Origin of the sequence: Cysteiniphilum sp. JM-1 (assembly GCF_008711525.1) — a bacterium.
Lineage (GTDB): Bacteria > Pseudomonadota > Gammaproteobacteria > Francisellales > Francisellaceae > Caedibacter.
This window is the reverse complement of the sequence record NZ_VXKS01000005.1, coordinates 32,875-58,910: the sequence shown is the minus strand read 5'-3', so window position 1 is coordinate 58,910 and position 26,036 is coordinate 32,875. Positions and strand designations below refer to the sequence as shown.

Genomic DNA, 26,036 nt, shown 5'->3' with positions numbered 1-26,036 from the left:
GGGTAATTATGTTTAGTGGTATTGTACAGGAGGTGGCAACGGTTGAGTCTGTGTTAGGATCTGATCTAATGAGATTGGTGATTCGCTCAGAGCAGTTAGCCAGTTGTAAAATAGGCGATAGCATTGCCATTAATGGTGTGTGCTTAACGGTCGTTACTTTGGATAAAGTCAAGGGTTTGGTCAGTTTTGAGGCTGTGCCTGAAACGTTACGTAAAACAACCTTGGGACAGCTCATTGCTGGATCGCATGTTAATCTTGAGCTGTCATTACGCGTAAGTGATTTTATTGGTGGGCACATGGTGCAAGGTCATGTTGATGGTGTCGGTGAAGTGAAATCGATTACCCATGAGGCAGAAGCGTGGCTTGTGGCTATTTCTGCCCCTTCAGAGATATTAAGATATTTAGTTAATAAAGGATTTATCACCATTGATGGTATGAGCATTACTGTGATTGAAGTAAGTGACGGCTATTTTACGGTCACTTTTATTCCGCATACGATTGATGCCACTATTGTTAAGAATTATCAAGTGGGCACCAAGGTCAACCTTGAAGCGGATCCTATTGGTAAACACATTCATCATTATATGGAGAAAATACAATATGTTTCAAAGAATTAAAACACGCGTTGAAGCGGCAGTTAATGCCCTAAAACAAGGTAAAAGTATTATCGTAACCGATGATGAAGATCGTGAGAATGAGGGTGATTTAATCTTCCCAGGGCAGCTTGCAAATGTTGAGAATGTCAACTTAATGCTACAACATGCCAGTGGTATTGTCTGTTTGGCAATGTCAAAAGCGCATGCCAAACGCTTGCAATTAAACCCAATGGTGCCGGCAGATTTAAACACCAGTCAATTTACAACGCCTTTTACTATTACCATTGAGGCGAAAGAAGGGGTGACAACAGGTGTATCGGCTAAAGATCGCGCGCATACGATTCAAGTGGCATCAAACCCTGAGGTTGATCCTAGTGATATTAGCCGTCCGGGTCATATTTTCCCATTAGTTGCAAATGATTATGGGGTATTAGGACGTCAAGGACACACAGAGGCAAGTGTTGACTTAGTAAAAATGGCAGGCTTTCATCCGGCAGCAGTCTTGTGTGAGCTGATGAATAAAGATGGCAGCATGATGAAAGGTGAAGAAATTGAGCGCTTTGCTTTGGCGCATGATTTGCCGATATTAAGTATTGAGGAGCTGCGTTTATATCGTCTAGCAACTGAAAAGCTCATTACAAAAGCGGCAAGTAGCCTTATTCCTTTTCGTGATTATGGCGAGCTTGAGATGAGTGTTTTTATCGATCCGGTGACCCAAAGTGAAATCAAAGTCATTAGCAAAGACATTAAAGATAATCCACTCGTGCGTATTCATTCATCGTGTATTACGGGGGATCTATTCGGTTCATTAAAGTGTGATTGCCAATCACAGTTGCATCATGCCTTGCATGAGATTGCCGAGCATGGCGGGATTTTGATTTATCTTGAGCAAGAAGGGCGCGACATTGGCTTGGTGAATAAGCTTAAAGCCTATGAGTTGCAGCGAACAAAGCACATGGATACGATTGAAGCCAATGAAGCACTTAATTTGCCAATAGATAATCGTCGTTATGATCATGCGCTGCAAGTCTTGAAATATTATGATATAAAGTCATGCCAGCTATTATCAAATAACCCTGAAAAAGTGCAAGCTCTGCAAAAGGCGAATATTGCAGTGCAGGTGCTCGTATCAGAGTCAGATGTGCATGAGCATAATAAAGGATATTTACAAACTAAAAAACAACGGCTAAACCATAGCATAAAAGGAGTATGAAGATGCCAAAGATTGCGATTGTTGTGAGTGAATTTAATGCGTTAATTACCGATAAGTTATTGGAAGGTGCACTTGAAGAGGCGCAAAATCAGGCGATAAAAACGCCGAAAGTTTACAAAGTGCCAGGAGCTGTCGAGTTACCTTATGCGGCAAAGCAGCTAGCTAAAACCAAGAAATATGATGCTATTGTTTTGTTAGGCTGTGTTATTCGTGGACAAACTGATCACTATGATTACGTGTGTATGCAAGTGTCACAAGGCACACAAGATGTGATGATGAGCTATGATTTACCGGTCATTTTCGGGGTGTTGACAACGCATAACAAGGATCAAGCGTTAGCGCGTGTCGGTGGTGAGAAAGGTCATAAAGGCAAATATGCGCTGAAAGCAGCATTAGATATGATCAAGCTTAAAAAAGACATCAACGCCTAATCCATTAGATTTTTATCTCTTCTGTACTTGCATATGCTGGATAAGTAGTTTTCTGATCTATGTTGGTATCTTGACGCTTAATGGTTTCTACTTTATACGCAGGATAACCACTGTTATATATGGCATAAGCATTTTCTGTTAGCGTAATCATCGCTATCATTTTTGCAGTGACAAAAAGTATTGTTTTCATGGTGGTGGCATCTTGTTTTGTTTGAAATAGATGCGGATTGTATGTATTTATTATTCTTTTGTCTGTTTCAAATAAGTAACAATTGATATTTATTTTGATACCGATGAATTTTATCTTTAAGAGGTAGGCTTAAAGATTTTCTGATAATTTAGTTAAAAATCCAGTCATTTTTAGTCATATGAACTATATTTAGTTTGATCCGTTAATGCATATAATTGCAAGGGATTTAAATAACAACAGGAGATAGACTCATGAAATTTTTAGCCAAAGGAATAGCCATTGCAACTGTTTTAGCTGCAAGTCATAGTTTTGCTGCAATGATGACAAATAATATCAGCGGCTTGTATGATGAAACCTTATTACCACAAGCACAGCAGCCACTTTTATGTGTTAAAGATTCAGACGGTAAATTTACTGAATGGAAGGATGGAGAAAAGTTTGACCCGAACGCAATTAGTGGTAATAAATACTATTTTGGTGCTTCATTACGTTTAGGGGGATGCGCAGATAGTGATATTTATTTAGGTTGGTTAGATGTAAGTGGTAGTGATGTTAAATATAAGCCTGCCGACAACTCACATATTCAGCTAACAGATTATAGTATTACCAATAATGTATTTAATGGTAAAGTTGCTTTTACTAAAATATTACCCGCAGGTAACAGCTTCCCAACTAATACTCGAGTAACAGATGATTGGTATACAGGTATTAATTTATCGGGGCTTGAATTCTCAACAATGCCAAATGGTAGTGTTATTCCTGATTTATCTGATGATGGGGCGGATAACAAGCCAACCATTGAATTTTTAAATCAAGGAGCAAATACTATTCGTGTGCCAGTGCGCTGGGCATATTTGCAGCCATATGGGTATCAAGATATTAATAGTTCTAATAATGAAACAGCATTTCAGGATTATTTTAATAATTTAGTGGCACCAACATTAGCAACAATTACATCGCATAAATATTACTCTATTGTAGATCTACATAGCTATATGCATTACAGCACAGTAGGTAGTGAGGTTGCTGGTTGTACAGGGCAGGGGCAATGTCCACAAGGGAGTTTAGTCACAGATCCAAAATATTATGTCAATATCTGGAATAAGTTATACAGTGCTATTAAGCAGGATCCTGCTATTAATGAGCAATATTTAATGTTTGATTTAGTGAATGAACCATCAGCAGCTTCTGGAGAAAGCTTAACAGCTCAACAAGCATTTGATATGGAAGTTGCCGTTATTAAGAGCCTCACAAGTATGGGATTTAAAGGTAAATTGTTAGTTGAAGGTGTTCACTTTTCAGGCTTGCATAGTTGGGATGCTGCCGGCAATGCAATAGTCTTTACGCGTCAAAATTTTCTTAATGCGGGTGTCAGTAGCGAAGTTTTGGATAATCAAGTAATTATCAATGTGCATCAATACTTAGATAGTGATTTTAGTGGTACGCATGATCAGTGCTTACAAGATATTACAACAACAGGTGACAATGGCTTTAACTTAGATGCTTTTGTCAGTTACTTAAAGGCTAATAAATTTAAAGCAATAGTTACTGAGTTTGGCGTAGGGAAGGATCAAGCTAGCTGCGCTAAACCATTAGGTGACTTCTTAGCATATATGAAATCACATGCGTATACTGAGACAAATGGTTATGGTTTTGTTGGCTGGACAGCTTGGAGTACAGGGCATGGATGGGGTGATTATAACTTGAATATTACGCCAAATGATTGGAAGGATGCTATTCTAAAAGGGTATTTTGTAAATTAAAGTAGATTGGCAAGAAAGTTTCCTTTCTCATAAGTCGTCTCCCGCTAGGAGCCTATCAAGTGACTGAATTGCCACTGCAAAGGGAATGACTTTTACTTCATTGTCATAATAGGTTTGATCTCCACCATATAACATAATGCATTTTGCCATCGGGTAATCCTTTTGAAAAAGAGCTAACCCTTTAAAGTCTTGTGCTGTGAGCTTGGCTTTGCGTTTAATTTCAATGGCATATAAACCTCTTTCCCCATATAAAACAAAATCAACTTCTTGTTGCGTGCGTGTTCGCCAATAATAAAAGTCATATCCCCAGAAAAAATAATCATTCAATGCTTTAGCTTGTTGAAAAAATAATGTTTCAAAGGCGGCACCTGAGAGTTCTTCTTCAGAATCAAGCACTCCTTTGGGGCGAATGGCGCGATATACGCCAGTATCAAAATAATAGAACTTTGGCTGTGTAATAACATCACGTTTTGCACGTCGTGTGAAGATTGGCAGTCGATAAGCAATGAGCAAATCCTCGAGAATATCAAAGAAGTTACGCACACTTTGGTGGTTACTGCCAATTTCACGCGCAATATTGCTATAGTTAATTGTTTCACCTTGCGAAAAGCTCGCTGTTTGTAAAAACTTTGTGAAGAGAGATAAGCTTCTGGTTAATGCTTCTTGCTGAACTTCCTCTTTTAAATAAGTCTGCACATAACTTTTAAGAAAGTGCTCTGGCTGATTAACGCTATACGTCATGGGAAGTGTCCCGTACTGTATCGAAAAAGCTAAATCAAAATCATTGGAAAGCTCAAGGGCAGTTAGTGGGTGCATATGATAAGTTAATGCGCGTCCTGCGAGAAGATTAACTCCTTTTTTGCGAAGTGCGCGAGCACTAGAGCCCGTCAATATAAAGCGCTGTCCTTGATGTTCAATAAGGCGATGTACTTCATTAAGTAGGTTTGGAATTTTCTGAACTTCATCGATAATAACCCAATCGTTATAGGCTTTAGGAATTTTACGCGATAATGCTTTTGGGTCGCCAAGCAGCTCTGTGTAAGTTGCATCATCTAGTAAATCTAAATAAATAGCCGAAGGAAATGTGTCTTTTAACCAATGCGTTTTGCCTGTGCCTCGAGGTCCAAATAAGAAAACACTTGCTTTCATCTTGGTATCAATGCTAAGTAATCTTTTATACATTATGACGAATCACATTTGACGAGAATAGGTGAATGGTATCAGATGAATCATGCAAATTGCAAACTGAGTTTGCAATTTGAATTAAAAATTGCAAACTCAGTTTGCAATTTTTAATATCGTACCCTGAGAAAAGTCGAAGGGTGTATGTGCTTGTAGTATGTAAAATGGCTTCGACTGGCGTTCAGCTAACAGTTACCTGCTGATTTCGTCTCTTTAGCGTAGACCGTCCCCTGAGCGGAGTCGAAGGGTGTATAGCAAGTAGTATAAAAGGCTTCGACTAACGCTCAGCCAACGCGTATTCAATAGGGCGATAGCTGTTATTTTTTAGATTTAAAACTCATCAAAATCAAAATCACGGCACCGATACAAATGGCAGAGTCTGCGATATTAAATGCTGGCCAATGGTAATTGTTGATATGAAAATCAAGAAAGTCAACGACATAACCGTGAATCATGCGATCATAGACATTACCCAAGGCGCCACCCAAGATAAGCGATAAGGCGCAGGCAGTTAGGTTTTTGTTTTTAGGCAAACGCGCTAACCATATTAAGATCACAATAGCGACGATAAGGGCAATAGCGGAGAGGACAATCACTTGCCATGTGGTGTTGGCATTACTTAGAAAGCTAAATGCCGCACCATAATTATGCAATAAGGTTAAGTTGAAAAAGGGCAGGATTTCAACTGGTTGTCCATAAGTTAGATTTTGTGAGGCAAGGTACTTTGTGCCAAGGTCAATAATAATGACAATAATACTTAAAATAACCCAACGCAGTTGATTGTTACGCAAACTCACGTAGCTCTCCTTGTTCAGTGGTGATGTTTTCAATACATCTGCCGCAAATATCAGCATACTCGCTATGGCTGCCGACATCTTCGCGGCGATGCCAGCAACGCTCACATTTTTGTGCAGTGGATTTCTCCACAACAATGCTTAAGCCTTTAATACTTGAGTCATGCGCAAACTCAGGCTTTTCAGCTAATGGCTTAATATGCGCATCAGAAACGATCAATGCAAAGCGTAGCTCATCTTTAAGCTTAGCTAATTGCGCTAGTAAGGCATCGTTAGCATAAAGCGTGACATTGGCCTCAAGGGAAGCGCCTAACACACCCTCAGCACGCTTGGCTTCAAGTAGTTTGTTGCATTCGGTGCGCACCTCTTGAATCGTCTGCCAAAAGGGCAGATCAAGCTCAGCTGATTGCGGCATTTGTGATAAGCCTTGATACCATTCACAGCTAACAAAAGGTGATTTCTCGCCAGGAATCGCTTCATAAATTTCATCAGCCGTAAAGCATAAAATCGGTGACATCCAACGCACTAAAGCATGAATGATATGATACATTGCCGTTTGTGCAGACTTGCGTGCCAAACCGTGGGCTTTTGCGGTGTATTGACGATCTTTAATGACATCAAGATAAAAGCTACCCATATCAATTGAGCAGAAATGATGAATCTGTTGTGCCACAACATGGAAGTTATACTCATCATACGCTTTTATAATTTTCTGTTGCACTTCATCTGCCTTGGCAATTGCCCATTGATCCAATGCAACCAACTGATCAAAGTCGATTAAATCAGTTTGTGGATTAAAGCCTTCAAGATTCGATAATAAAAAGCGTGCAGTATTACGCAAGCGGCGGTAGGTATCGGCATTACGCTTGAGAATTTCATCAGATACGGTCATCTCAGTGCGATAATCAGTTGCTGCAACCCATAATCTTAAGATATCAGCGCCTAATGTGTTGACAACATCCTGTGGTGAGACAACGTTGCCAAGGGATTTTGACATCTTCTTGCCATGGGCGTCAACGGTAAACCCGTGGGTTAAAACTTGCTTAAAGGGCGCTTGATCGCGACGCGCTAAGCTTGTTAAGAGTGAAGTTTGAAACCAACCACGATGCTGATCAGAACCTTCAAGATATAAATCAGCAGGGAATTGCAAATCTTCATTATGCTCAAGCACACAAGCATTTGAGCAGCCTGAGTCAAACCAGACATCAAGTGTGTCGGTGACGCGTTGATAATCTTCAGTTTCAGTAATGAACTGACTATCATCAGCATCAAACCATGCTTCAACACCACCTTTGGCAATGGCGTTAGCAACTTTCTCAATAATGTCTTGAGTTTGTGGGTGTAACTTTTCGGTTTCCTTGTGAATAAATAAAGGAATAGGCACGCCCCAAGTACGTTGACGTGAGATACACCAATCAGGGCGATCTTGCATCATCGCTTCAATACGGCTTTGTCCCCAGCTAGGCACCCATTTCACTTCTTTGATGGTTTCTTCAGCACGTGCACGCAATTTATTTTTTTCCATGCTGATAAACCATTGTGGTGTAGCACGGAAAATCAGTGGTGTCTTGTGGCGCCAGCAATGTGGATAGCTGTGCTCTAGTTTATTTAAATTAAGAAGGGCGTTGTTTTGTGTTAACACTTCAATCACATGATCATTGGCTTTAAAGACAAATTCATTAGCAAAAAGCTCGGTGTTACTGTGATAGCAGCCATTGTTGTTAACGGGGTTGTCAACAGGTAGGTCATGCAGTTTACCTAACGCGAAATCCTCAACCCCGTGAGCCGGTGCGGTATGCACAAGACCAGTTCCGGAATCAACGGTAACATGATCACCATGAAGCACGGGCACAATACGGTTATAAAAAGGATGATGTGCTTTTAAATTAGTCAACTGATCACCTGAAACACTAGCAAGGATATGGTATTCTTCAATACCAGCGCGCTTCATAATCGACTCCACCAGTTCTGTTGCAACAATAATATGTTGATCATGATTGAAGTTTACTACGGCATAGCTTATTTCATTATGCACGGCAATCGCCTGATTGGCGGGTAACGTCCATGGTGTTGTTGTCCAAATAACCGCAGATGTGTTTTCAGGTAAAGCATCTAAACCAAAGCGCTCCGCCCAAGTGTTTGGCTCAATAATGGCAAATTTAACATCGATAGCAGGTGAGATTTTATCTTTGTATTCAACTTCGGCTTCAGCAAGTGCTGAGCCACACTCAGGGCACCAATGGACTGGTTTGAAGCCTTTGGTTAAGTGACCATTTTCAATGATCTTACCTAAAGTTCTCACCATATTGGCTTCGTAGTCAAAGTTCATGGTTAAGTAAGGCTTATCCCAATCGCCTAAAATACCCAGACGCTTAAAGTCTGTAATCTGGCGCTGTACTTGTTTAGCGGCATATTTGCGACATTCTTTACGAAAAGCATTAGCACTAATTTTAGCACCCGCTTTACCATGCTTCTTCTCTACTTGCAGCTCAATCGGTAAACCATGGCAATCCCAACCTGGGACATAAGGTGCGTCAAAGCCTGAGAGTGTTTTTGAGCGGATCACCATATCTTTTAAGATCTTATTGACCGCGTGTCCAACGTGAATATCGCCATTGGCATAGGGAGGACCATCGTGCAAAACAAACTTGTCTCTACCAGCGAAATGCTCGCGAATCTGCTGGTAAGCTTCATCGCTATACCATTGTTTTAAGCGCATCGGTTCTTTTTGCGCAAGGTTTGCCTTCATTGAAAATGATGTTTTCGGCAAGTTTAATGTGCTTTTATAATCTGCCATATTTTACCCTTTAACCCGTTCCCTTATTATTCTTTTTATATTTGTTCTATTGTTTTTCAAGCCACGTAAGTGCCGCTAGTTTATCATCATTAATTTGTGCTTTGAGTGCGTCAAAGTGTGCAAATTTTTTCTCGCTACGCACAAAGTGCAAAAACTCAATCGTAACATATTGCCCATATAAGTCATGTGTGAAATCAAAAATATGTGTCTCTAATAAACGTAATCTGCCACCGACTGTTGGGCGGATGCCGATATTGGCAATGCCGTGATATGTTTTACCATGAACATGCACGTTGACAACATAAACCCCTGAAACGACAACGGCTGTTGGCATTGGGATGTTAATTGTTGGAAAACCAATTTTACGCCCATTTTGATCACCATGATGCACGCGACCACTGAGCGAGTAGCTGTGTCCCAAAAAATGCGCGGCATCATTGAATTGACCGCTATTTAGTAGTTGGCGGATGTGGCTGCTGCTAATGCGTGTATCATCTAAAGTATAGGAAGGGAGGCTTTCTACGCTAAAGTCATATTTTTGCCCTAAGTCTTTAAGTAGCTTAAAATCCCCTTGACGTTGATAACCAAAACGAAAGTCATCACCAATAATGACATGCTGAGCATTAAGACCATCAACAAGAACTGCTTTAACAAAGGCTCCAGCTGATAACATCGCAAGTTTTTGATTAAACTGCAGGCACAATACCTGATCGATATTGAGTGCTTTAAATGCTTGGATCTTGTCACGAAAAGGCGTAATGCGCAAAGGCGCAGCTTCTTTTAAAAAAAACTCTTTCGGTTGCGGCTCAAATGTCACCACTGTCGCTTTAGCATTATTGGTTTTAGCCAGTTGCTGCACATAATTGATAATATACTGATGCCCCAAATGCATGCCATCAAAGTTACCAATGGTGACAATGCTTGGTGTTTGATTTTTATTGTTATGTAAATCTGCAAATCGTAACAGCTGCATGTTAAGTTTATTTATGCCTAATTAATCGCTTTTACATATTGCAAAGCGTGGTGTTAAAAACTGTCAAGCATTGTATACCAGCCACAAACCATTTTACAGTATTTATTGCTTTGCTTGATGGTTCGGTTTTGCCGTAAAATATTGATAATGATATTTATTATCAATATAATGTTTATTGATTACCCCGACGACTAAAAAGGAAAGTAGTCATGCTAATGCGTGCTTATGAAGAAACTTTAAAACATTTACTAAATTGTTATTACCGTGAATTTAAACACCACTATATGCTTAAAAAAATTAGCGATGATCAATATCGCTTAAAAATTCCGTGCAAAGAAGAAAACGCTTGCTTACTGATTAATGTTCATTTGTCACCAAGACTTAAATCACCGATTTGGCAGTTGCCCATAAGTTATCAAACGGTTAATGAACAGATAAACATTACCCCATTATTTGCAATGCATTTGATCTTATTGGCTTTGCCGGAGCAGATCTCACTTACGTATTTGGATGATACATTAAGACGTACTATTAACTCCGCCGAGCAGTTGGCTATGATTTTGGCGTATCGACAGTCTAGTCTTGATCGTATGCTCGATGTTCAGTCAAATTTTCTATTAAGTGAGCAAAATCATCTATTAGGGCACCGTTTACAGCCTGATGGCAAATCGCGAGAGGGTTTTAATAAACAGGAGCTGATTGATTACTCACCTGAAACACAAAGCGGGTTTAAGCTTCATTATTTTATTGTTGATTGCTCAATTACAGATACGCACTCAAACCTTGATTGCTCAGTGACAGAAATTATTATGCGCTTTTTAAAAAATGAACCTAAGATCACACTTGCTGATAATCAAACGCTATTTGTCACTCATCCATGGCAGGCTAGCTACCTATTGCAGCAGCCTGAGATTCAAACATATCTTAAAGCTGGGAAAATACTTGATCTTGGCACTTTAGGACCATGCTTTTATGCAACAACCTCAGTGCGCACAGTTTATAGTCCAGAGGTGGATGTGATGTTTAAATTTTCACTTAACATTGCGATTACGAATTCAGTGCGCGTTAATGCCACAAGAGAGTGTTATCGAAGTGTCGCTGTTGATGTATTGGCAAGGGATAAATTAAAGGATGTTTTAGCAGGGAAATTTCCATGTTTTTCTTTGATTACGGATCCAGCTTTTGCGGGATTGACAGTGGATGGTAAACTGTATGAGCCAAGTATATGCATCGTGCGGCATAATCCTTTCTCGCTTAAAGATGATGTTAGCTGCATTGCGAGTTTAACCAGTCTGCATCCGATGCAATCTATTTGCCGCTTAAATCAGATGGTGGCTTATCATGCGCGAAAGGATAAATCATCATTACCAGTGGCAGCAGTAAAATGGCTAAATGCTTATCTTAAATGTGCGATTGCGCCAGTGTTATGGCTTTATAGTCAATACGGTATAGCGTTAGAGGCGCACCAGCAGAACTTATTGGTGCGCTTTGAAGATGCTTTACCTGTTGCGGGGTTTTATCGTGATAGTCAGGGCTATTACTATATTCACGATCATCCGAGTTTGCATCATGTTGCCACCAAAGAGCAGTTGATTCATCTATGTGATGGCAATGAAGCATTTATTGATCATCATTTTTGTTATTATTTTATTGTCAATCAACTGTTAGCAGTGATTGAGGCTTTAGCAATTCCTGCCGAGATTGAAGAGGAAATATTAATTAATAAGGTGATCTGTTTTTTAGAGAGCTTCTCAAGCACTTACCAAACAAATAATCGGTTTTGTCAGTATTTATTAACAGCAGAGACGCTACCAAGTAAAGCAAACTTATTAACGCGTCTTAATGGTTTGGACGAATTGCAAGCACCATTAGAGCGGCAATCAGTGTATACAAAGATCAGTAATCCATTGATGGCGGAGGTGTATGATGCAGCATTATGATGTGATAGGTGTTGGTATTGGACCATTTAATTTAAGCCTAGCCGCGCTATTAGCTGATAAGTCATTAAAGTGTATGTTTGTTGACAAGAAGGCTGAGTTTAATTGGCATGCAGGAGTTATGATGCCAACAACTACTTTACAGGTGCCGTTTATGGCGGATCTCGTGACGATGGCGGATCCGACAAATCGTTTTAGTTTTTTAAATTATCTTAAAGCGCAAGGCTTGCTCTATCCGTTTTTCTTTAAAGAGAGCTTTTTTATGCTACGCAAAGAATATAATGAGTATTGCCGCTGGGTTATTGCACAACTCTCAAGTTGTCATTTTGCAATGGAGGCAGTGAGAATCAAGACGCTAAAGCAGCAAAATAAATATGTTTGGCAGGTAGCGATTAAAGATGCTAATGGCTTTGTAAAGCAACTGACAGCTGAGAATGTTGTCTTTGGTGTGGGTTCGGTGCCACAGTTGCCCCATGCCTTAAGGGACGCGTCACAACGAATAAAGGAGAATATTCATCACAGTGCACAGTATCTTGATATAAAAGATAGCCTGTTATCAAAAAAGCACATTACTTTAATTGGCTCAGGGCAAAGTGCAGCTGAGATATTTTTAGATTTGATGTCTACAAAGCACATATCAACAAAGTTAACTTGGATTACGCGCAGCAAAAGCTTTTTCCCAATGGAGCATACCCCCCTTGCCTTGGAGCATTTCTCACCAGATTATATTGATTACTTTTATGATTTATCCAAAGAAAAAAAGACAAAGTTAGTCACTAAGCAGGGTTTGCTGCATAAAGGTATTAGTGGCGAGACGCTTAAAGAAATCTATACGCTCCTCTACCAAAGAAAGATATATGGTGATCACTCATTTGAAGTCATTAGTAATAGCGAGCTCGTTGATGTTGAGCCCTGTTATTCAAGTGAGCAACAGCAAATATTAAGATGCCATTATCACCAACGCGATCAAGCGCAATCATTTAAGGTTGAGACGGATCATGTTATCGCTGCCACAGGTTATGAGGATAATTTATCGCGCTGGTTAAAAACGGTGGCGGACGACTTCGCACTCGATGATTCAGGTAATTATCTGATCGATAAAAACTATCAACTGCAACATGCGCACGTGCATGAATTACGTGCCTTTGTACAAAATGCTGAAATGCATAGTCATGGTGTTGGCGCTCCTGATTTAACCCTTGGTGCCTATCGCAGTGCATTGATTGCCAATCAATTGCTTGGGTATAAACATTATCAGTTTGCCTCACAACATGGTTTGACACATTTTGGCGTGCCTACACGTTATCTTAAAGAGCAAGAGAATGCGCAAGAAAGTGCACAAAAAGAAGTGAAACAGGGCGAGGAAGCAATAGCAGAAATGCTGTAAATTGGCTTGTTATGGCTATAGAACAAAGAAAAGGATGTATAAAAAGATGATGATTGCAGAGCTGTTTAATCAGCAAAACCAAAAGCACTATGCCAAGGCAAGTACTGCATTGCTGCAAAAAATAATTGAGGAATTTAGCTACGAGGGGCTGCTCAAGCCCGTTTATGATGCTCAAGATGATAAATGCTATCGACTTGATGTTGCGCCTAATCAATATTATCAATTTCATGCAATCAAACGCATCTTTGGTAACCTTGATATTGTTTCAGGTACTATTATTAAATTCATCAATGGCAAAGCTCATCCTGCGCTAGATGCTATTGAATTTGTGGTGGATACCTTGGCTTTAACGGGCATTGATTCTATTACCGCGGCACACTTTATCAAAGAGCTCAATAATACCCTGTATGCAGATATGAATATCAGGCTAAAGCTTGAAAACTCAGGGATTTCGGCAAAAGAGATTTATCATAAGCCCTATGCTTATATTGAGGGTGATATGTACGGGCACCCATGGTTTGTGATCAATAAAGGGCGCATTGGTTTTAATGCCAAAGACTATGCACTACATGCCCCAGAAATGCAGCAAGTGCAAAAATTACATTATTTGGGGGTTGTTAAGGAGAAGGTTAATTTTAGCGCGGTTTCACCGATGTGCTATCAGGACATATTAAAGCATGAGCTGTCTGATGATATGCAAATGCAATTTAAGGAAAAGCTGATAAAACAAGGGCTTATTCCGGAGTTATATGTTTTCGTCCCTGTGCATCAGTGGCAGTGGCAAAATGTCATTTTGCAGCAATTTAGCTGTATGTTGGCAAAGAATGAGATCGTTTATTTAGGTGAGTCAGATGATAATTATCTTGCGATGCAATCGATTCGGACTTTTGCTAATACCACAGATAGCAGCAAGTACAGCGTTAAATTGCCATTGAGTATTTTTAATACGGCAGTATATCGCGGGCTTCCTAAAAAGCAGACTCAGGTTGCGCCACTATTAACAAAGTGGGTGCAAACGATAGCAAAAAATGATGTGTTCTTAAGTCAGGATTGTCGCTTTATTTTGTTAGGGGAGCTGGCTAGTATTTATGTCAAACACCCTTTTTACAGTGACTTTGATGGCGCGCCTTATCAGTTTAACGAGCAGTTAGGGGTTATTTGGCGAGAAAGCATTACCAGTAAACTTCAGACACATGAAAAAGCGATCACTATGGCATCATTAGTGCATCAAGATCAATATGGCAATGCCTTAGTCCATGAGATGATCAAGCACAGTGATGTTGATGTTGATGATTGGCTTGGCGCTTACTTTGCCAGCACTGTGCCGCCACTTCTTCATTTCTTATATCGCTATGGTATGGTTTTTTCACCACATGGTGAGAATAGTATTTTAATCTTAAATAATGGTTTGCCCATTGGACTGGCAATGAAAGACTTTGTTGATGATATTAATATTTGCCAGAACCCTGTGCCAGAATTAACAAGTCTGCCATTGTCAGTCAAGGCGGCGATTCCACAGGTTGAAGATGATTATTTGTTGCAGTTTATTCAAACGGGCTTGTTTGTTGTGCACTATCGCTATTTATCTGAAATCTTGTCTAATAAGTTACATTATCCTGAAATTCAATTTTATCAAAAGTTACATCAATGCATTGCAGGTTATCAGAAGCAGCACCCAGGGTTAAAAGAACGTTTTAAACGCTTTGATTTTTATCAGCCACATTATGCCAAACTATGTTTAAATCGTTTGCGAGTGATTGAAGTAGGCTATGGTGATGCTAAAGCACGACCTAAAGTGCTGCCAACGGATCAGCTTGTTAATCCATTATATTTAGCTAAAGCTTACGAGGATACCTGTAAGCATTATACAAAAGGGCGTGTGAGCTTACGTGCGCTAAATCTATCGCAGGATCTTGATAAACTCTATTGCTGGATGAATGAGCCGCATGTTGCGAAACACTGGCGTTTAGCTAAATCAAAAATTGAATTAAGTCGTCATTTTTGTCAGGCATTATCAACGGGGCATCAACAGCTGTTTATTATAAGTGTCGATAATGTTGAGATTGGTTATGCCGAAATTTACAAGGCTTGTGCTGATCGGATTGCGCAATATTATCCAGTGGATGAATTGGATTATGGTTGGCATGTCCTTATTGGTAAGTCGCACGCCATTGGGCGGGGTTATGGGCATTTGATTGTGCGGGCATTAACGGCATATTGCTTTGATCAGCTAAGTGCTTATCGAGTGTTGTGTGAGCCAGATGTTAGTGTTGTGGCATTAGAAAAAATCACAGTGAAGCTCGGCTATAAAAAGTATGGGCAGATTCAGCTACCTGAGAAAACAGCATATGTTTTTATCTGTGAGGCTGATAAATTTAAGCAAAATGATAAAGCTCAAGTAATAAATGCGATTGATGAAACAAATGCAGAAAGTGTAGAAAAAGCAGAAAAAGAGGTCTTAATATGATTCAATGTGATATTCAAGATTGGCCTATTGTACGCATGCACTTTCATAACCATCCACACTATGATGAGGTGATTCATTGGTTGAATGATTGTGATAGTTTGCTTAAAAGGAAAATGCCTTTTTTACTGATCAGTACATTTGAAACGCATTATCAATTCACACATGACGCTCGTAAAAAACAGGCAATGTGGTTTAAAACAGTCAAAAACGATCTGGCAAAATATTGCTTGGGGATGTTTCGTGTCACAGAAGATCCTACCATGATAGCAAAGCTTCAATCTCCGGCAATGCGCAAAGGCATGCCTTTTCAATGTATTGCAGTGCGTGATGTTGCGACAGCCTATCAACAGGCGCATAAGTTACTGCAGCAACATGGTTTATAAATAACGGGCATAAGAGGGTATCAGATGAATAAGCGTTTTATAAACTTAGGCGTTTTATATTTAGCGCAAGCCATTCCATTATATTTTTGTACCTTTGCTTTACCGACGGTATTAAGGGCGGAGGGAATATCCTTACAGATGATTGGCATGCTCGGGCTATTGTTGTTGCCATGGGTGGTGAAGTTTATGTGGGCACCTTTTGTCGATCGCTATTATATTAAGAAAGTCGGCAAGAGAAAAAGCTGGTTTATGGGGTTGCAATTTGTCACGATTGCAATGCTATTGATCTTTTCATTATTTACACCAAGAGAGTATTGGCTTGTTATTTTCCTATTAGCCTTTTTGTTGTCAGCGGTTGCGGCAACACAGGATATTGCAATTGATGGTTTCTTAGTGGAGCAGTTGGATAAAGATCATTTTCGTTGGGGAAACCTTGCTAGAGTAGCAGGAACAACATTGGGTAGTATGCTAGGTGGCGCGCTTTTGATATCGTTATATCATACGCTTGGCTGGCAGGCGGTGACCTCTTTGTTGGCAGTACTTTGTGTGTTTATCGTCTGTTATATGTTTTTTATCACTGAAAATAAAAATACCACTGAATCAGTGCAGGAGCATAAGCCCTCATTAATGGCGTTTTTTAAACGCCGAGAAACTAAACTGCTACTTTTAATTTGCTTGATATATCGGGCTTGTGAGGGCTTGGTTATGGGTATGCAGTCAGCTTTTTTGGTTGATCTTGAGATTCCCTTAAGCACAATTGGCATTGTTATGGGCATAGGCTCTGCGGTGATTGGATTAATAGGTGCGACAACGGCAAGCTATTTGTTTAAGCCTTTAGGCGGCATGAAAATGCTGGGGTTGTTGGCAATTATTCGTGGTGTATGTTATTTCTCTTTAGGCGGAATTGCGTTAAGTGGGATCAATTCAAGTGTTTTGGTCTTTAGTGTTGTGCTTGTAAATATGGCATCACGCTTAATGGAGATGGTTGTGCTGTATACGATATTTACAGAGTATTGCTCGAAAAAACAGGCGGGAACTGACTTTACCGTGCTGGTGTGTGCAGAATTACTGATATATATTTCAGGCATGACCATAAGTGGATTTCTAGCAGCATATTTAGGCTATGGTGTATTGTTTACATTAGGTGGTTTACTATCCATCCCAGGCGCGCTTTTTGCACTTTATTTTTTAAAGAAATTGCAAAATGGGAGAAATGCGCGTGTGCCCGATCATTATGCTTTTGCTAAAGCAGTTGAGAATACATAACGGCTACTATGTTTCCTTAAGTGATGCGCTGGTGTGACAATACTAGGAAAATGAGCATGATTTGGTGCATCGGGATAGTCATGTGTTTCTAAGCAGACAGCGCAATGTGGTTGGTATACTTCATCATGCTTGCCGTTACAGTCGCTTAAAAAGTTTGCGCTATATAACTGCAAGCCCGGGTAGGTGGTTAATAGCTGCATATGAATGCCTGTGCTTTTGCTTGTTAGCTCGGCGCATAGCTGATATTTAGGTGCTTTAGCATCGTATTGAGGCAAAACATAAAACACATCATAACCTTTGTTTTGATGCAGTTTTTTATCATTTTGTAATAAACTGTCTGTTAACGGTTGAGCTTGGGAAAAATCAAACGCGCCATGTGCTTTCATAACTTTTCCTGTTGGGATTAATTGATCATCTGTCTCAAGGTAAGTGTCACAATAAAGTGCTAGTTGATGTTGATCTAGCTTGTTGTGTGTCGTGCCATTGAGATTGAAGTAGCTGTGATTGGTTAGATTACTAATCACAGCATTGTCATAAGCTTCTGTCAGGTAATCAATTTGCAGCGTGCCGTCGGCTAAGATGAGATATTCAATGGTGATCGTCATAGGTCCTGGTAAACCACCATATCCATCTTCAAGCTTGATATGATAAGCAACACCTTGAGCATAATCATTGCTAATGATTGACTGCTGCCAAACTTTGTTTTTCAAATTACCGATATGCAAAGCATTTGCTAATTCATTGGCATCAAGTCTGTAAATATGATCATTTAAGGTAAACTGTGCCTTGGCAATACGATTGGTGACAACCGCATGCACAGCACCCAAAGATGGATCATTTTCTTTGAGATAATCTTGATAGTCATCAAATCCCAAAACAATATCTTGCCAAGTTTGATTTTTATCTTCTACCCATAGCGATTGAATGATCGCACCGATATTTAAAAGCTGTAATTTGATGCGGGGGTGATTGATGTTGGTTTGATAAATGCCAAGTGTTTGATCTAAACATTGGCTATGAATCTGTGTTATTGAATGGTTTTTTGTCATCGTTTTGCCATTGCTATTTAATTTGCGCCATCGACTAAATGGACCCCTTGATAAGCACGTGAGATATAAAAAGTAGGCGCCTTGTTAAAGCGTTTATAATAAGCGGTTTTCAAGTAATGCTGATAATCATCAATCACATGATCTTGCACTAAATGTATCGTGCAGCCACCAAAACCACCTCCGGTCATCCGTGCACCATATACGCCAGAATATGCAATGGATAACTCAACTAGATAATCAAGCTCGTCACAGCTTACCTTATAGTCATACTGTAATGAATTGTGTGAGGCATACATTAGTTTACCAAGTGTTAGCCAATCAGCATTTTTCATGGCATTAGCCGCTTGCAAAACACGATGATTTTCATTCACAACATGTTTAGCGCATTGTAAGCTCTCTATATCAAGCAAATCTTTTGATGTTATTAATTGCTCAATGGTTAGCTCCCTTAATGAAGCGATATTAAAGATTTTGGCAACCTTCTCGCATGATTCACGGCGTTTGTTATAAGCAGATTCCGCAAGGTTGTGTTTGACATTACTATCACAGATCATGAGTGACACACCGCTTAAGTTAAACGGGATATGTTCTGTATTAAGTGACTGGCAATCGATGAGCAATGCGTGATGCTGACGCGCTGATGAGCAGACCATTTGATCCATAATGCCGCAAAGTGTACCGATATATTGGTGCTCGACCTGCTGCGCAAATTTGGCAATATCAGTTTTACTAAGCTTCAGTTGATAAAGTGTTGCATAAGCATAACCTAAGGCAACTGTTAAAGAAGCTGAAGATGATAATCCTGCACCAATTGGCAGATTACTAGAGATATAAATATCAGCGCCTTTGACTTTTGTTATGTTTTTAGTGCTTTGCTGAATAAGTGATAACATGCCACCGATGTAGCGACACCATTGTGAGTGTTCTGAGCTTGAAAAATGATGTAAGTCAAAGCTGTCTAATTGATTCAAATTTTTGCTATAAACGCTGATTTTAGTATCATCGCGTGGTGCGATAGCAACTGTTGTGCCCATGTTGATTGCCAAAGGCATAACGAAACCATTGTTATAGTCCGTGTGTTCACCGATTAAATTAACCCGACCAGGTGCGTAAAAGCATTGATAATCTTGGCGATTAAAAATTGCTTGATAGTGATTGTGTAGATCATCGTTATATTTTGCTAATATCATAATGCACGTAACCTCTTAGCAGCGTCCTCAGGTGTAATATCACGTTGTGATTCAGCAAGCATTTCAAAACCAACCATAAATTTTTTAACCGAAGCAGAACGTAGCAAAGGTGGATAAAAATGAGCGTGTAATTGCCAAAATGGATCATTCTTAGCATGAGGTGCGCCATGCCAGCCCATTGAATATGGAAATGAAACCCCAAACAGCCGGTCATACTTTTGCAGTAACGCCTTGAGAATACTGGCAAGTTGAGTTTTTTGGCGTTCATTGAGATAACTAAGATGTGCGCAATGTGATTTAGGCATTAATAAGGTTTCAAATGGCCAAACTGCCCAAAAGGGCACGACAACAAGCCATTCATCGTTTTCAAGCACAATACGCTCTTGCGCCTTTTGTTCACGCTTAACATAATCAATGAGTAAATTGCTTTGATGGTTTTGATAGTAAGTCTGTTGTTGTCGGTGTTCTTTTTCAGCTTCAGTCGGTAAAAAATCACATGCCCAAATTTGCCCATGCGGATGAGGGTTAGAGCAGCCCATAATATCACCTTTGTTCTCAAAAACCTGAACCCATTGATAGGTCTTTGAAAGCTCATTAACTTCACTTTGCCAAGTCGATATTACCGTTGTGATGTCTTTTTCAGTCATCTCAGCCATGCTCAAGCTATGATCTGGCGAGAAACAAATAACTTTGGCAATACCGTTGGCGGGTTGAGCTGTCATTAATGGATCAGTCAGCGCGTCAAACTGCTCATTATCCTGTAATGGCATCAAGGCTGGGAAGTCATTATTAAAAACATATGTCTGACTATATTGGGGGTTTTTGGTGCCATTTGCACGGATATTGTCAGGACATAAATAGCACTCAGGATCATGTTTTGGTCTATTGTTAGCAGGTGGCAATTCACTCAGTCCTTGCCATGGCCTTGATAAACGATGTGGTGAGACGACAACCCACTCGCCTGTCAAAGGGTTACGACGGCGATGTGAGCGCTCAAATAATGGATTTGGTGATGTCATAAGGAAATTATGGTTTAACTGTTGAAAATTTACGGTAAATGGTAGCGAAACTAAAAAGCAGATTCAAATGCTTTTATGCTTTCATAGAATGGCTTTATCTCTAGGGTCATGTGTTTTGATTGAGTTTTGAGCATGCTGGTGTATTTCAGTAATGGGAGGATTAGGAGTTCGGAAAATAATAAGCGGGTAGAATATTTACAAATAAAAATTAAATCGATAACATGCAAGCGGAATTGTGATAAAACCAGAAATATAAAATAAAACAGGGTGGGAATAATGAAAGAAAAAAAACTAAACGCAATAACCATACGCGTTGCCATTATTGGTGCGTTGGCGGGGTTGTTGTTCGGTATGGATATTGCCTATGTTAATGGTTCATTAGATTTGATTGTCAAAAATTTTAGCTTAAGCTTAACGCAGTCTCAGCATGTCGCAAGCACGTTACTTGTTGGTGCGGCAATTGGTGCGATTTTTAGCGGTATTCTATCACGGCGCTTTGGGCGAAAGGTGGTATTAATTCTGGCGGCATTAATTTTTACCATATTCACATTTGTTGGCGTTTTTGCACCTAACTTTGATGCGTTATTGGTATCACGATTTGTTGTTGGTTTAGCCGTTGGTATTGCTTCTTTTATTTCACCACTGTACCTATCGGAAATTGCACCTAAAGAGTTTCGTGGTGGCATTATTGCGATGTATCAATTTATGATTACGATTGGTATTTTCTTGATGTATCTGTGTAACTCAGCGTTAAGTTCCACAGGATCTTGGCGTATCATGCTTGCCAGTATTGCTATTCCATCAATCGTTATGTTACTAGGTTGCTTAACCTTACCACGAAGCCCACGTTGGTTGATTTTAACTGGACAGGAAGAAAAGGCTTTAGTCGTGCTAAAAAGGATTCGTGATAATGATGAAGAAGCTTATCAGGAAGTAGACGAGATCAAAAATGCAACTAATGTTAAAGGCAGTGGCTTTAAAATGTTACGCCATGGCTTTTTCTTAAAAGTATTATTGTTGGGAATTTTACTGCAAGCATTCCAACAGTTTACGGGGATGAATGCTTTTATGTATTACTCAACAGATATTTTCAAGATGGCAGGTTTTGGTAACCCAGCTGTAGCTACAATTGTTATTGGCTTAGTGAATGTATTAACAACGATTTTAGCAATAAAGTATGTTGATAAATTTGGACGCAAGCCAATTCTTTATTTTGGCTTGAGCTTATTGGTTTTATCTTGTCTTATCGTTGGTGTGGTATTCAAGACTCATTACTCGGTTGAATTGATTAATAACCTACCTGTTTCACATATGCAGTTAAGCTCTGCACTACAGTGGATTACATTAATTTTTTGTTTGGTATTTATCTTTGGTTTTGCGATTTCGATGGGCCCCATGATTTGGATTATATGCTCTGAAATTCAGCCGTTAGAAGGACGTGATTTAGGAATCACCGCATCAACGACATCAAACTGGCTTTGTAATGCCATCTTAGGTAACTTTGCATTGACCTGGTTAACCTTTGCACCAGGCAACACCTTCTTTGGCTTTGGATTGGTTTGTCTTGTGTGTATGTTCTTTACTAAACTCTTTGTGCCCGAAACAAAAGGGGTTTCATTAGAGCAAATAGAACAAAATTTGAAATCAGGTAAACGTCTTGCGCATATTGGGCGTTAAGTGTTACTGAGTTTTAGCAATACAAATAAGCACTTCATCATCTTTAACAAAAGCAAGTGGCTCTTTGGTGTATTGAACCTCTCCTGAGATTAGTTGACAGCGGCAGGTGCCACATACACCATCGCGGCATTGGAAATTGGCAGCAATGCCCTGTTGTTCAAGATATTCAAGTATCGTTAATTCATTATTATCAATCGTTATAATTTGATCATTAAGCTTAATAAGAACCATTGTTATAGTTCAAAACCACTAAAGGCATTATCGGCAACATTACTATCAATCTGTCCTACAAGATAGGAGCTGATTTCTGTTTCTTGTGGTGCGACTTGGACGTTATCTGAGTTAAGATAATGATTAATCCACGGTATGGGATTACCTTTGGGCGCGATAATATCATCGGTATTAAGTCCCACAGCTTGCATGCGTTCTTTGGCTAAGTAGTCAATATATTGACAAAGAATCTGTTCATTCAATCCCAATATAGAGCCTTGTGAAAACAGGTACTTTGCCCATGCCTTTTCTTGTGCGATGGCTTCTTTGAAAATCGCTTGCGCCTCATCATGTAGATTGTGCGCAATCTCGGTTAACTCAGTGTCTCCATCTTTACCTGAGAGGATGATATTAATCATATGCTGAGTACTGGTTAAATGTACCGACTCATCGCGCGCAATCAGCTTCATAATTTTGCCACAGCCTTCAAGTTTCTTTTGCTCAGAAAAGGCAAACGTACAGGCAAAGCTGACATAAAAGCGGATGGCTTCAAGGGCGTTAACAGCATGCAGAGCCAAGTAAAGTGCTTTTTTAATGCTTTGTTGACTGACTTCAATGGTTTTACCATCAATGTTATAGCTTCCAGTGCCTTGTGTTTGTAAAAGCTGTGTTTGCATGATTAGATGATCGTAATAATAAGTGATGTTCTGTGCGCGTTTCCTAATCTCATGATTATCAACAATCTCATTAAATACAGGGCTTGGATCATCCATAAGCGAGCGCACCATATGTGTGTATGAGCGGCTATGAATTGTTTCAAAAAAGCTCCATGTTTCAATCCACGTTTCAAGCTCAGGTAGCGAGACAAGTGGTAAAAAGGCAATATTTGGGCTGCGTCCTTGCACTGAGTCCAGCAAGGTTTGATACTGTAGATTAGATAAGAAAATATGCTTTTCAATGGCGTTGAACTTTTGAAAATCAACGCGATCTCGACTTAAATCAATCTCCTCAGGGCGCCAGAAAAAAGATAGCTGCTTTTCAATCAAGCGTTCAAAAATAGGGTGCTTTTGTTGATCAAAGCGTGAGACATTGACTGATGTGCCAAAAAACATCGGTTCATGCAGTTGGTTATTTGATGTCGTTTGAAAGGTCGAGTAATGGTAACTTTGTGTCATATTTTACATGCCCCTGATTCGCATTCGTCGATATCTGCTATCTCGATTGTATTATTAGTTGGCTCTTTACTTTCTTTGGCGTGATCACGCGTATTGTGATAATAAAGTGTTTTTAAGCCATATTTATAAGCGATTAATAAATCAGACATTAATGTTTGCATTGGCACTTTATGATCATTAAATTTAAGCGGATCATAGTTGGTGTTGGCTGAAATTGATTGATCGATAAACTTTTGAATAATCGCACAAAGTTGCAAATAACCGGTATTATTAGGCATTTGCCATAACAGCTCATAGTGAGATTTTAGACGCTGAATCTCAGGGACGACCTGTTTTAATACGCCATCTTTACTTTGTTTGATCGAGACCAAACCGCGTGGTGGCTCGATTCCATTAGTGGCGTTGGATATTTGTGACGAGGTTTCTGATGGCATGATCGCACTTAAGGTAGAATTGCGTAAACCATGTTGTTGAATGTCTTGGCGCAAGGCTTCCCAGTCATATTGCAGTGGAAAATCAGCAAATTCATCGATACTTTTCTTATAGTGATCAATGGGGAGCAATCCTTGGGCATAGCTTGTATCGTTGAAGTATGTGCAAGCGCCTTTTGCTCGAGCTAATTGATTGGATGCTTTCAGTAGATAATATTGAATAGCCTCAAAAGTTTGATGTGTTAGTTTATTGGCACTGCCATCACTGTATTTAAAATGATTTTTAGCTAAGTAATAAGCAAAGTTAATAACGCCAACCCCTAAGCTGCGGCGCGCTTTTGCGGGAATTTCAGCTGACGCTAACGGATAGTTTTGATAATCCAATAAATGATCTAAAGCCGTGACAATTAACGTGGCTAAAGACGCCAGTTCATCAAGAGAATCAAGAGCACCTAAGTTAAATGCGGATAAAGTACATAGTGCAATCTCACCATTTTCATCAAAAATATGCTCAAGTGGTTTAGTGGGTAAGGTGATCTCCATGCATAAATTAGATTGTTTAATCGGAGCAAGTTGCGCATTAAATGCCGAATGCGTATTACAATGATCAACGTTTTGAATGTAAATACGTCCAGTTTGCGCGCGCTCTTGCATTAACAGGGCGAAAAGCTCACTGGCTTTTATTGTTTTTTTGCGGATATTGGGTGTGTTTTCTGCAGCAATATAAAGCCTCTCAAACTCACCTTGCTCAGCAAAAAAAGCATCATATAATCCAGGTACATCACTGGGGCTGAAAAGGGTAATATCCTTTTGTTCGATTAAGCGTTGGTACATTAAGCGATTGATTTGCAAACCATAATCTAAGTGGCGGATGCGGTTATCCTCGACTCCACGGTTATTTTTAAGCACCAAGAGAGACTCGACCTCTAAATGCCACAGTGGATAAAACAAGGTAGCCGCACCACCACGCACACCCCCTTGTGAACATGATTTAACTGCTGTTTGGAAATGTTTATAAAAAGGAATGCAGCCAGTGTGTAGTGCTTCGCCTTGACGGATCTCACTACCCAATGCGCGGATTTTGCCGGCATTAACGCCAATGCCTGCGCGCTGTGAGACGTACTTGACAATAGCCGATGCGGAAGCATTGATTGAGTCTAAACTATCATCAGTATCAATAAGCACACATGAGCTAAATTGCCGTGTTGGCGTACGTACCCCCGCCATAATTGGGGTGGGTAAAGACAGCTTAAATTGGCTAATCGCATCATAAAAATCAAGTACGTATTGCATACGTGTTGCTTTGTCATGCTTTGAAAATAAACAAGCGCTCACCAACATATAAAGCATTTGTGGGGTTTCATAGATCTTGCCAGTGACGCGATTTTGCACGAGATACTTGCCTTGCATTTGATTCACCGCAGCATAGGTAAAGTTCATATCACGCCAATGATCAATATGCGTATTCATTTGCTCGAACTCAGCACGAGAGTAGTCATCAAGCAAATGTCCGTCATACTTTTTTGCTTTGATTAGTGCTGCAACATGATCATATAAATGCGGAGGTTCAAATTCGCCATAAGCTAATTTGCGCAAGTGGAAGATCGCTAAGCGCGCTGCCATATATTGATAATCAGGTGTTTCTTCAGAGATTAAATCGGCAGCCGTTTTAATGATAATCGCTTGAATATCCGCTGTTTTCATACCTTCATACAATTGAATATGCGATTGCAGCTCGACTTGAGAAACCGAGACATTTTCTAAACCCTCAGCAGCCCAAGTGATGACGCGATGGATTTTATCCAGATTAACAGGCTCTAATCGCCCTGAGCGTTTGGTGACATTTACATTCATTTTTTATCCTCTATCCGCGATTAATTTAAACTAAGCAATCGGGAATAAGGAC

At 39.8% G+C, this 26,036-nt stretch carries 21 protein-coding genes; 10 read left to right on the top strand and 11 right to left on the bottom strand.

Annotation, left to right across the window (positions count from 1 at the left end; all coding sequences use genetic code 11):
- Nucleotides 1-8 precede the first annotated feature (8 nt).
- Genes F3D68_RS03315 through ribH form a run of 3 tightly spaced genes read left to right on the top strand, consistent with a single transcriptional unit; the run spans nucleotide 9 to nucleotide 2,240 of the window.
- Nucleotides 9-617 (top strand): riboflavin synthase, encoded by a 609-nt coding sequence (locus tag F3D68_RS03315; RefSeq protein ID WP_151193059.1) that lies wholly within the window; start codon nucleotides 9-11, stop codon nucleotides 615-617.
- Nucleotides 601-1,809 carry a 3,4-dihydroxy-2-butanone-4-phosphate synthase gene (gene ribB / locus F3D68_RS03310; protein WP_151193058.1) on the top strand — a complete coding sequence of 403 codons (1,209 nt, stop codon included), beginning with the start codon at nucleotides 601-603 and terminating at the stop codon, nucleotides 1,807-1,809. The genes F3D68_RS03315 and ribB overlap by 17 nt, the downstream gene beginning before the upstream one ends.
- Before the next feature lie 2 nt (nucleotides 1,810-1,811).
- Nucleotides 1,812-2,240, top strand: a complete 429-nt coding sequence (gene ribH / locus F3D68_RS03305; RefSeq protein WP_117002169.1) for a 6,7-dimethyl-8-ribityllumazine synthase — start codon at nucleotides 1,812-1,814, stop codon at nucleotides 2,238-2,240.
- A gap of 4 nt (nucleotides 2,241-2,244) precedes the next feature.
- On the opposite strand, the gene F3D68_RS03300 is transcribed toward ribH, so the two are convergent.
- Nucleotides 2,245-2,430 carry a hypothetical protein gene (locus F3D68_RS03300; RefSeq protein ID WP_151193057.1) on the bottom strand — a complete coding sequence of 62 codons (186 nt, stop codon included), beginning with the start codon at nucleotides 2,428-2,430 and terminating at the stop codon, nucleotides 2,245-2,247.
- A 251-nt stretch (nucleotides 2,431-2,681) separates the two neighbouring features.
- On the opposite strand from F3D68_RS03300, the gene F3D68_RS03295 reads away from it, so the two are divergent.
- Complete coding sequence (locus F3D68_RS03295; RefSeq protein WP_151193056.1) at nucleotides 2,682-4,193, top strand: glycoside hydrolase family 5 protein; 1,512 nt, start codon at nucleotides 2,682-2,684, stop codon at nucleotides 4,191-4,193.
- A 27-nt stretch (nucleotides 4,194-4,220) separates the two neighbouring features.
- Here F3D68_RS03295 and F3D68_RS03290 read toward each other — a convergent pair whose 3' ends face one another.
- The 4 genes from F3D68_RS03290 to ribF form a co-directional block, all read right to left on the bottom strand.
- Nucleotides 4,221-5,375 carry an ATP-binding protein gene (locus F3D68_RS03290; RefSeq protein WP_151193055.1) on the bottom strand — a complete coding sequence of 385 codons (1,155 nt, stop codon included), beginning with the start codon at nucleotides 5,373-5,375 and terminating at the stop codon, nucleotides 4,221-4,223.
- Nucleotides 5,376-5,692: 317 nt separating this feature from the next.
- Nucleotides 5,693-6,172 (bottom strand): signal peptidase II, encoded by a 480-nt coding sequence (lspA, locus tag F3D68_RS03285; protein ID WP_191092687.1) that lies wholly within the window; start codon nucleotides 6,170-6,172, stop codon nucleotides 5,693-5,695.
- A complete protein-coding gene (gene ileS / locus F3D68_RS03280) occupies nucleotides 6,159-8,966 on the bottom strand; it encodes an isoleucine--tRNA ligase (RefSeq protein ID WP_151193054.1) in 2,808 nt (935 codons plus the stop codon). Before ileS ends, lspA begins: the two co-directional genes overlap by 14 nt.
- A gap of 46 nt (nucleotides 8,967-9,012) precedes the next feature.
- Nucleotides 9,013-9,939 carry a bifunctional riboflavin kinase/FAD synthetase gene (gene ribF / locus F3D68_RS03275; RefSeq protein ID WP_151193053.1) on the bottom strand — a complete coding sequence of 309 codons (927 nt, stop codon included), beginning with the start codon at nucleotides 9,937-9,939 and terminating at the stop codon, nucleotides 9,013-9,015.
- A 209-nt stretch (nucleotides 9,940-10,148) separates the two neighbouring features.
- On the opposite strand from ribF, the gene F3D68_RS03270 reads away from it, so the two are divergent.
- Genes F3D68_RS03270 through F3D68_RS03250 form a run of 5 tightly spaced genes read left to right on the top strand, consistent with a single transcriptional unit; the run spans nucleotide 10,149 to nucleotide 17,379 of the window.
- Nucleotides 10,149-11,879: an IucA/IucC family protein gene (locus tag F3D68_RS03270; protein WP_151193052.1), complete on the top strand. Its 1,731-nt coding sequence runs from the start codon at nucleotides 10,149-10,151 to the stop codon at nucleotides 11,877-11,879.
- Entirely contained in the window at nucleotides 11,863-13,263 is a 1,401-nt protein-coding gene (locus F3D68_RS03265) for a lysine N(6)-hydroxylase/L-ornithine N(5)-oxygenase family protein (protein ID WP_151193051.1), read from the top strand. Before F3D68_RS03270 ends, F3D68_RS03265 begins: the two co-directional genes overlap by 17 nt.
- A gap of 46 nt (nucleotides 13,264-13,309) precedes the next feature.
- The gene (locus F3D68_RS03260) at nucleotides 13,310-15,730 is read left to right on the top strand and encodes a GNAT family N-acetyltransferase (RefSeq protein ID WP_224728217.1); all 2,421 of its coding nucleotides are present in this window, start codon (nucleotides 13,310-13,312) and stop codon (nucleotides 15,728-15,730) included.
- Nucleotides 15,727-16,113 carry a hypothetical protein gene (locus tag F3D68_RS03255; protein WP_151193050.1) on the top strand — a complete coding sequence of 129 codons (387 nt, stop codon included), beginning with the start codon at nucleotides 15,727-15,729 and terminating at the stop codon, nucleotides 16,111-16,113. Before F3D68_RS03260 ends, F3D68_RS03255 begins: the two co-directional genes overlap by 4 nt.
- Nucleotides 16,114-16,137: 24 nt before the next feature.
- On the top strand, nucleotides 16,138-17,379 hold the full coding sequence (locus F3D68_RS03250; RefSeq protein ID WP_151193049.1) for an MFS transporter: 1,242 nt from the start codon (nucleotides 16,138-16,140) through the stop codon (nucleotides 17,377-17,379).
- On the opposite strand, the gene F3D68_RS03245 is transcribed toward F3D68_RS03250, so the two are convergent.
- From F3D68_RS03245 to F3D68_RS03235, 3 genes are read right to left on the bottom strand one after another with little or no spacing between them, the layout of a single operon-like run.
- Nucleotides 17,346-18,428, bottom strand: coding sequence for an aldose epimerase family protein (locus F3D68_RS03245; RefSeq protein ID WP_151193048.1), 1,083 nt, complete (start codon nucleotides 18,426-18,428; stop codon nucleotides 17,346-17,348). The two genes, F3D68_RS03250 and F3D68_RS03245, sit on opposite strands and share 34 nt — an antisense overlap.
- A gap of 17 nt (nucleotides 18,429-18,445) precedes the next feature.
- The gene (locus F3D68_RS03240) at nucleotides 18,446-19,621 is read right to left on the bottom strand and encodes a galactokinase (RefSeq protein ID WP_191092690.1); all 1,176 of its coding nucleotides are present in this window, start codon (nucleotides 19,619-19,621) and stop codon (nucleotides 18,446-18,448) included.
- Nucleotides 19,615-20,637 (bottom strand): UDP-glucose--hexose-1-phosphate uridylyltransferase, encoded by a 1,023-nt coding sequence (locus F3D68_RS03235; RefSeq protein ID WP_151193046.1) that lies wholly within the window; start codon nucleotides 20,635-20,637, stop codon nucleotides 19,615-19,617. The genes F3D68_RS03240 and F3D68_RS03235 overlap by 7 nt, the downstream gene beginning before the upstream one ends.
- Nucleotides 20,638-20,910: 273 nt before the next feature.
- Here F3D68_RS03235 and F3D68_RS03230 point away from each other — a divergent pair, with 273 nt between their 5' ends.
- Entirely contained in the window at nucleotides 20,911-22,314 is a 1,404-nt protein-coding gene (locus F3D68_RS03230; RefSeq protein ID WP_151193129.1) for a sugar porter family MFS transporter, read from the top strand.
- 3 nt (nucleotides 22,315-22,317) lie between these two features.
- On the opposite strand, the gene yfaE is transcribed toward F3D68_RS03230, so the two are convergent.
- The 3 genes from yfaE to nrdA are packed head-to-tail and all read right to left on the bottom strand — an operon-like array spanning nucleotide 22,318 to nucleotide 25,984.
- On the bottom strand, nucleotides 22,318-22,545 hold the full coding sequence (gene yfaE, locus F3D68_RS03225; RefSeq protein ID WP_151193045.1) for a class I ribonucleotide reductase maintenance protein YfaE: 228 nt from the start codon (nucleotides 22,543-22,545) through the stop codon (nucleotides 22,318-22,320).
- Nucleotides 22,546-22,547: 2 nt separating this feature from the next.
- Nucleotides 22,548-23,699, bottom strand: coding sequence for a class Ia ribonucleoside-diphosphate reductase subunit beta (gene nrdB, locus F3D68_RS03220; RefSeq protein ID WP_151193044.1), 1,152 nt, complete (start codon nucleotides 23,697-23,699; stop codon nucleotides 22,548-22,550).
- Nucleotides 23,696-25,984, bottom strand: coding sequence for a class 1a ribonucleoside-diphosphate reductase subunit alpha (nrdA, locus tag F3D68_RS03215; RefSeq protein WP_151193043.1), 2,289 nt, complete (start codon nucleotides 25,982-25,984; stop codon nucleotides 23,696-23,698). The genes nrdB and nrdA overlap by 4 nt, the downstream gene beginning before the upstream one ends.
- Between the last annotated feature and the right edge of the window lie 52 nt (nucleotides 25,985-26,036).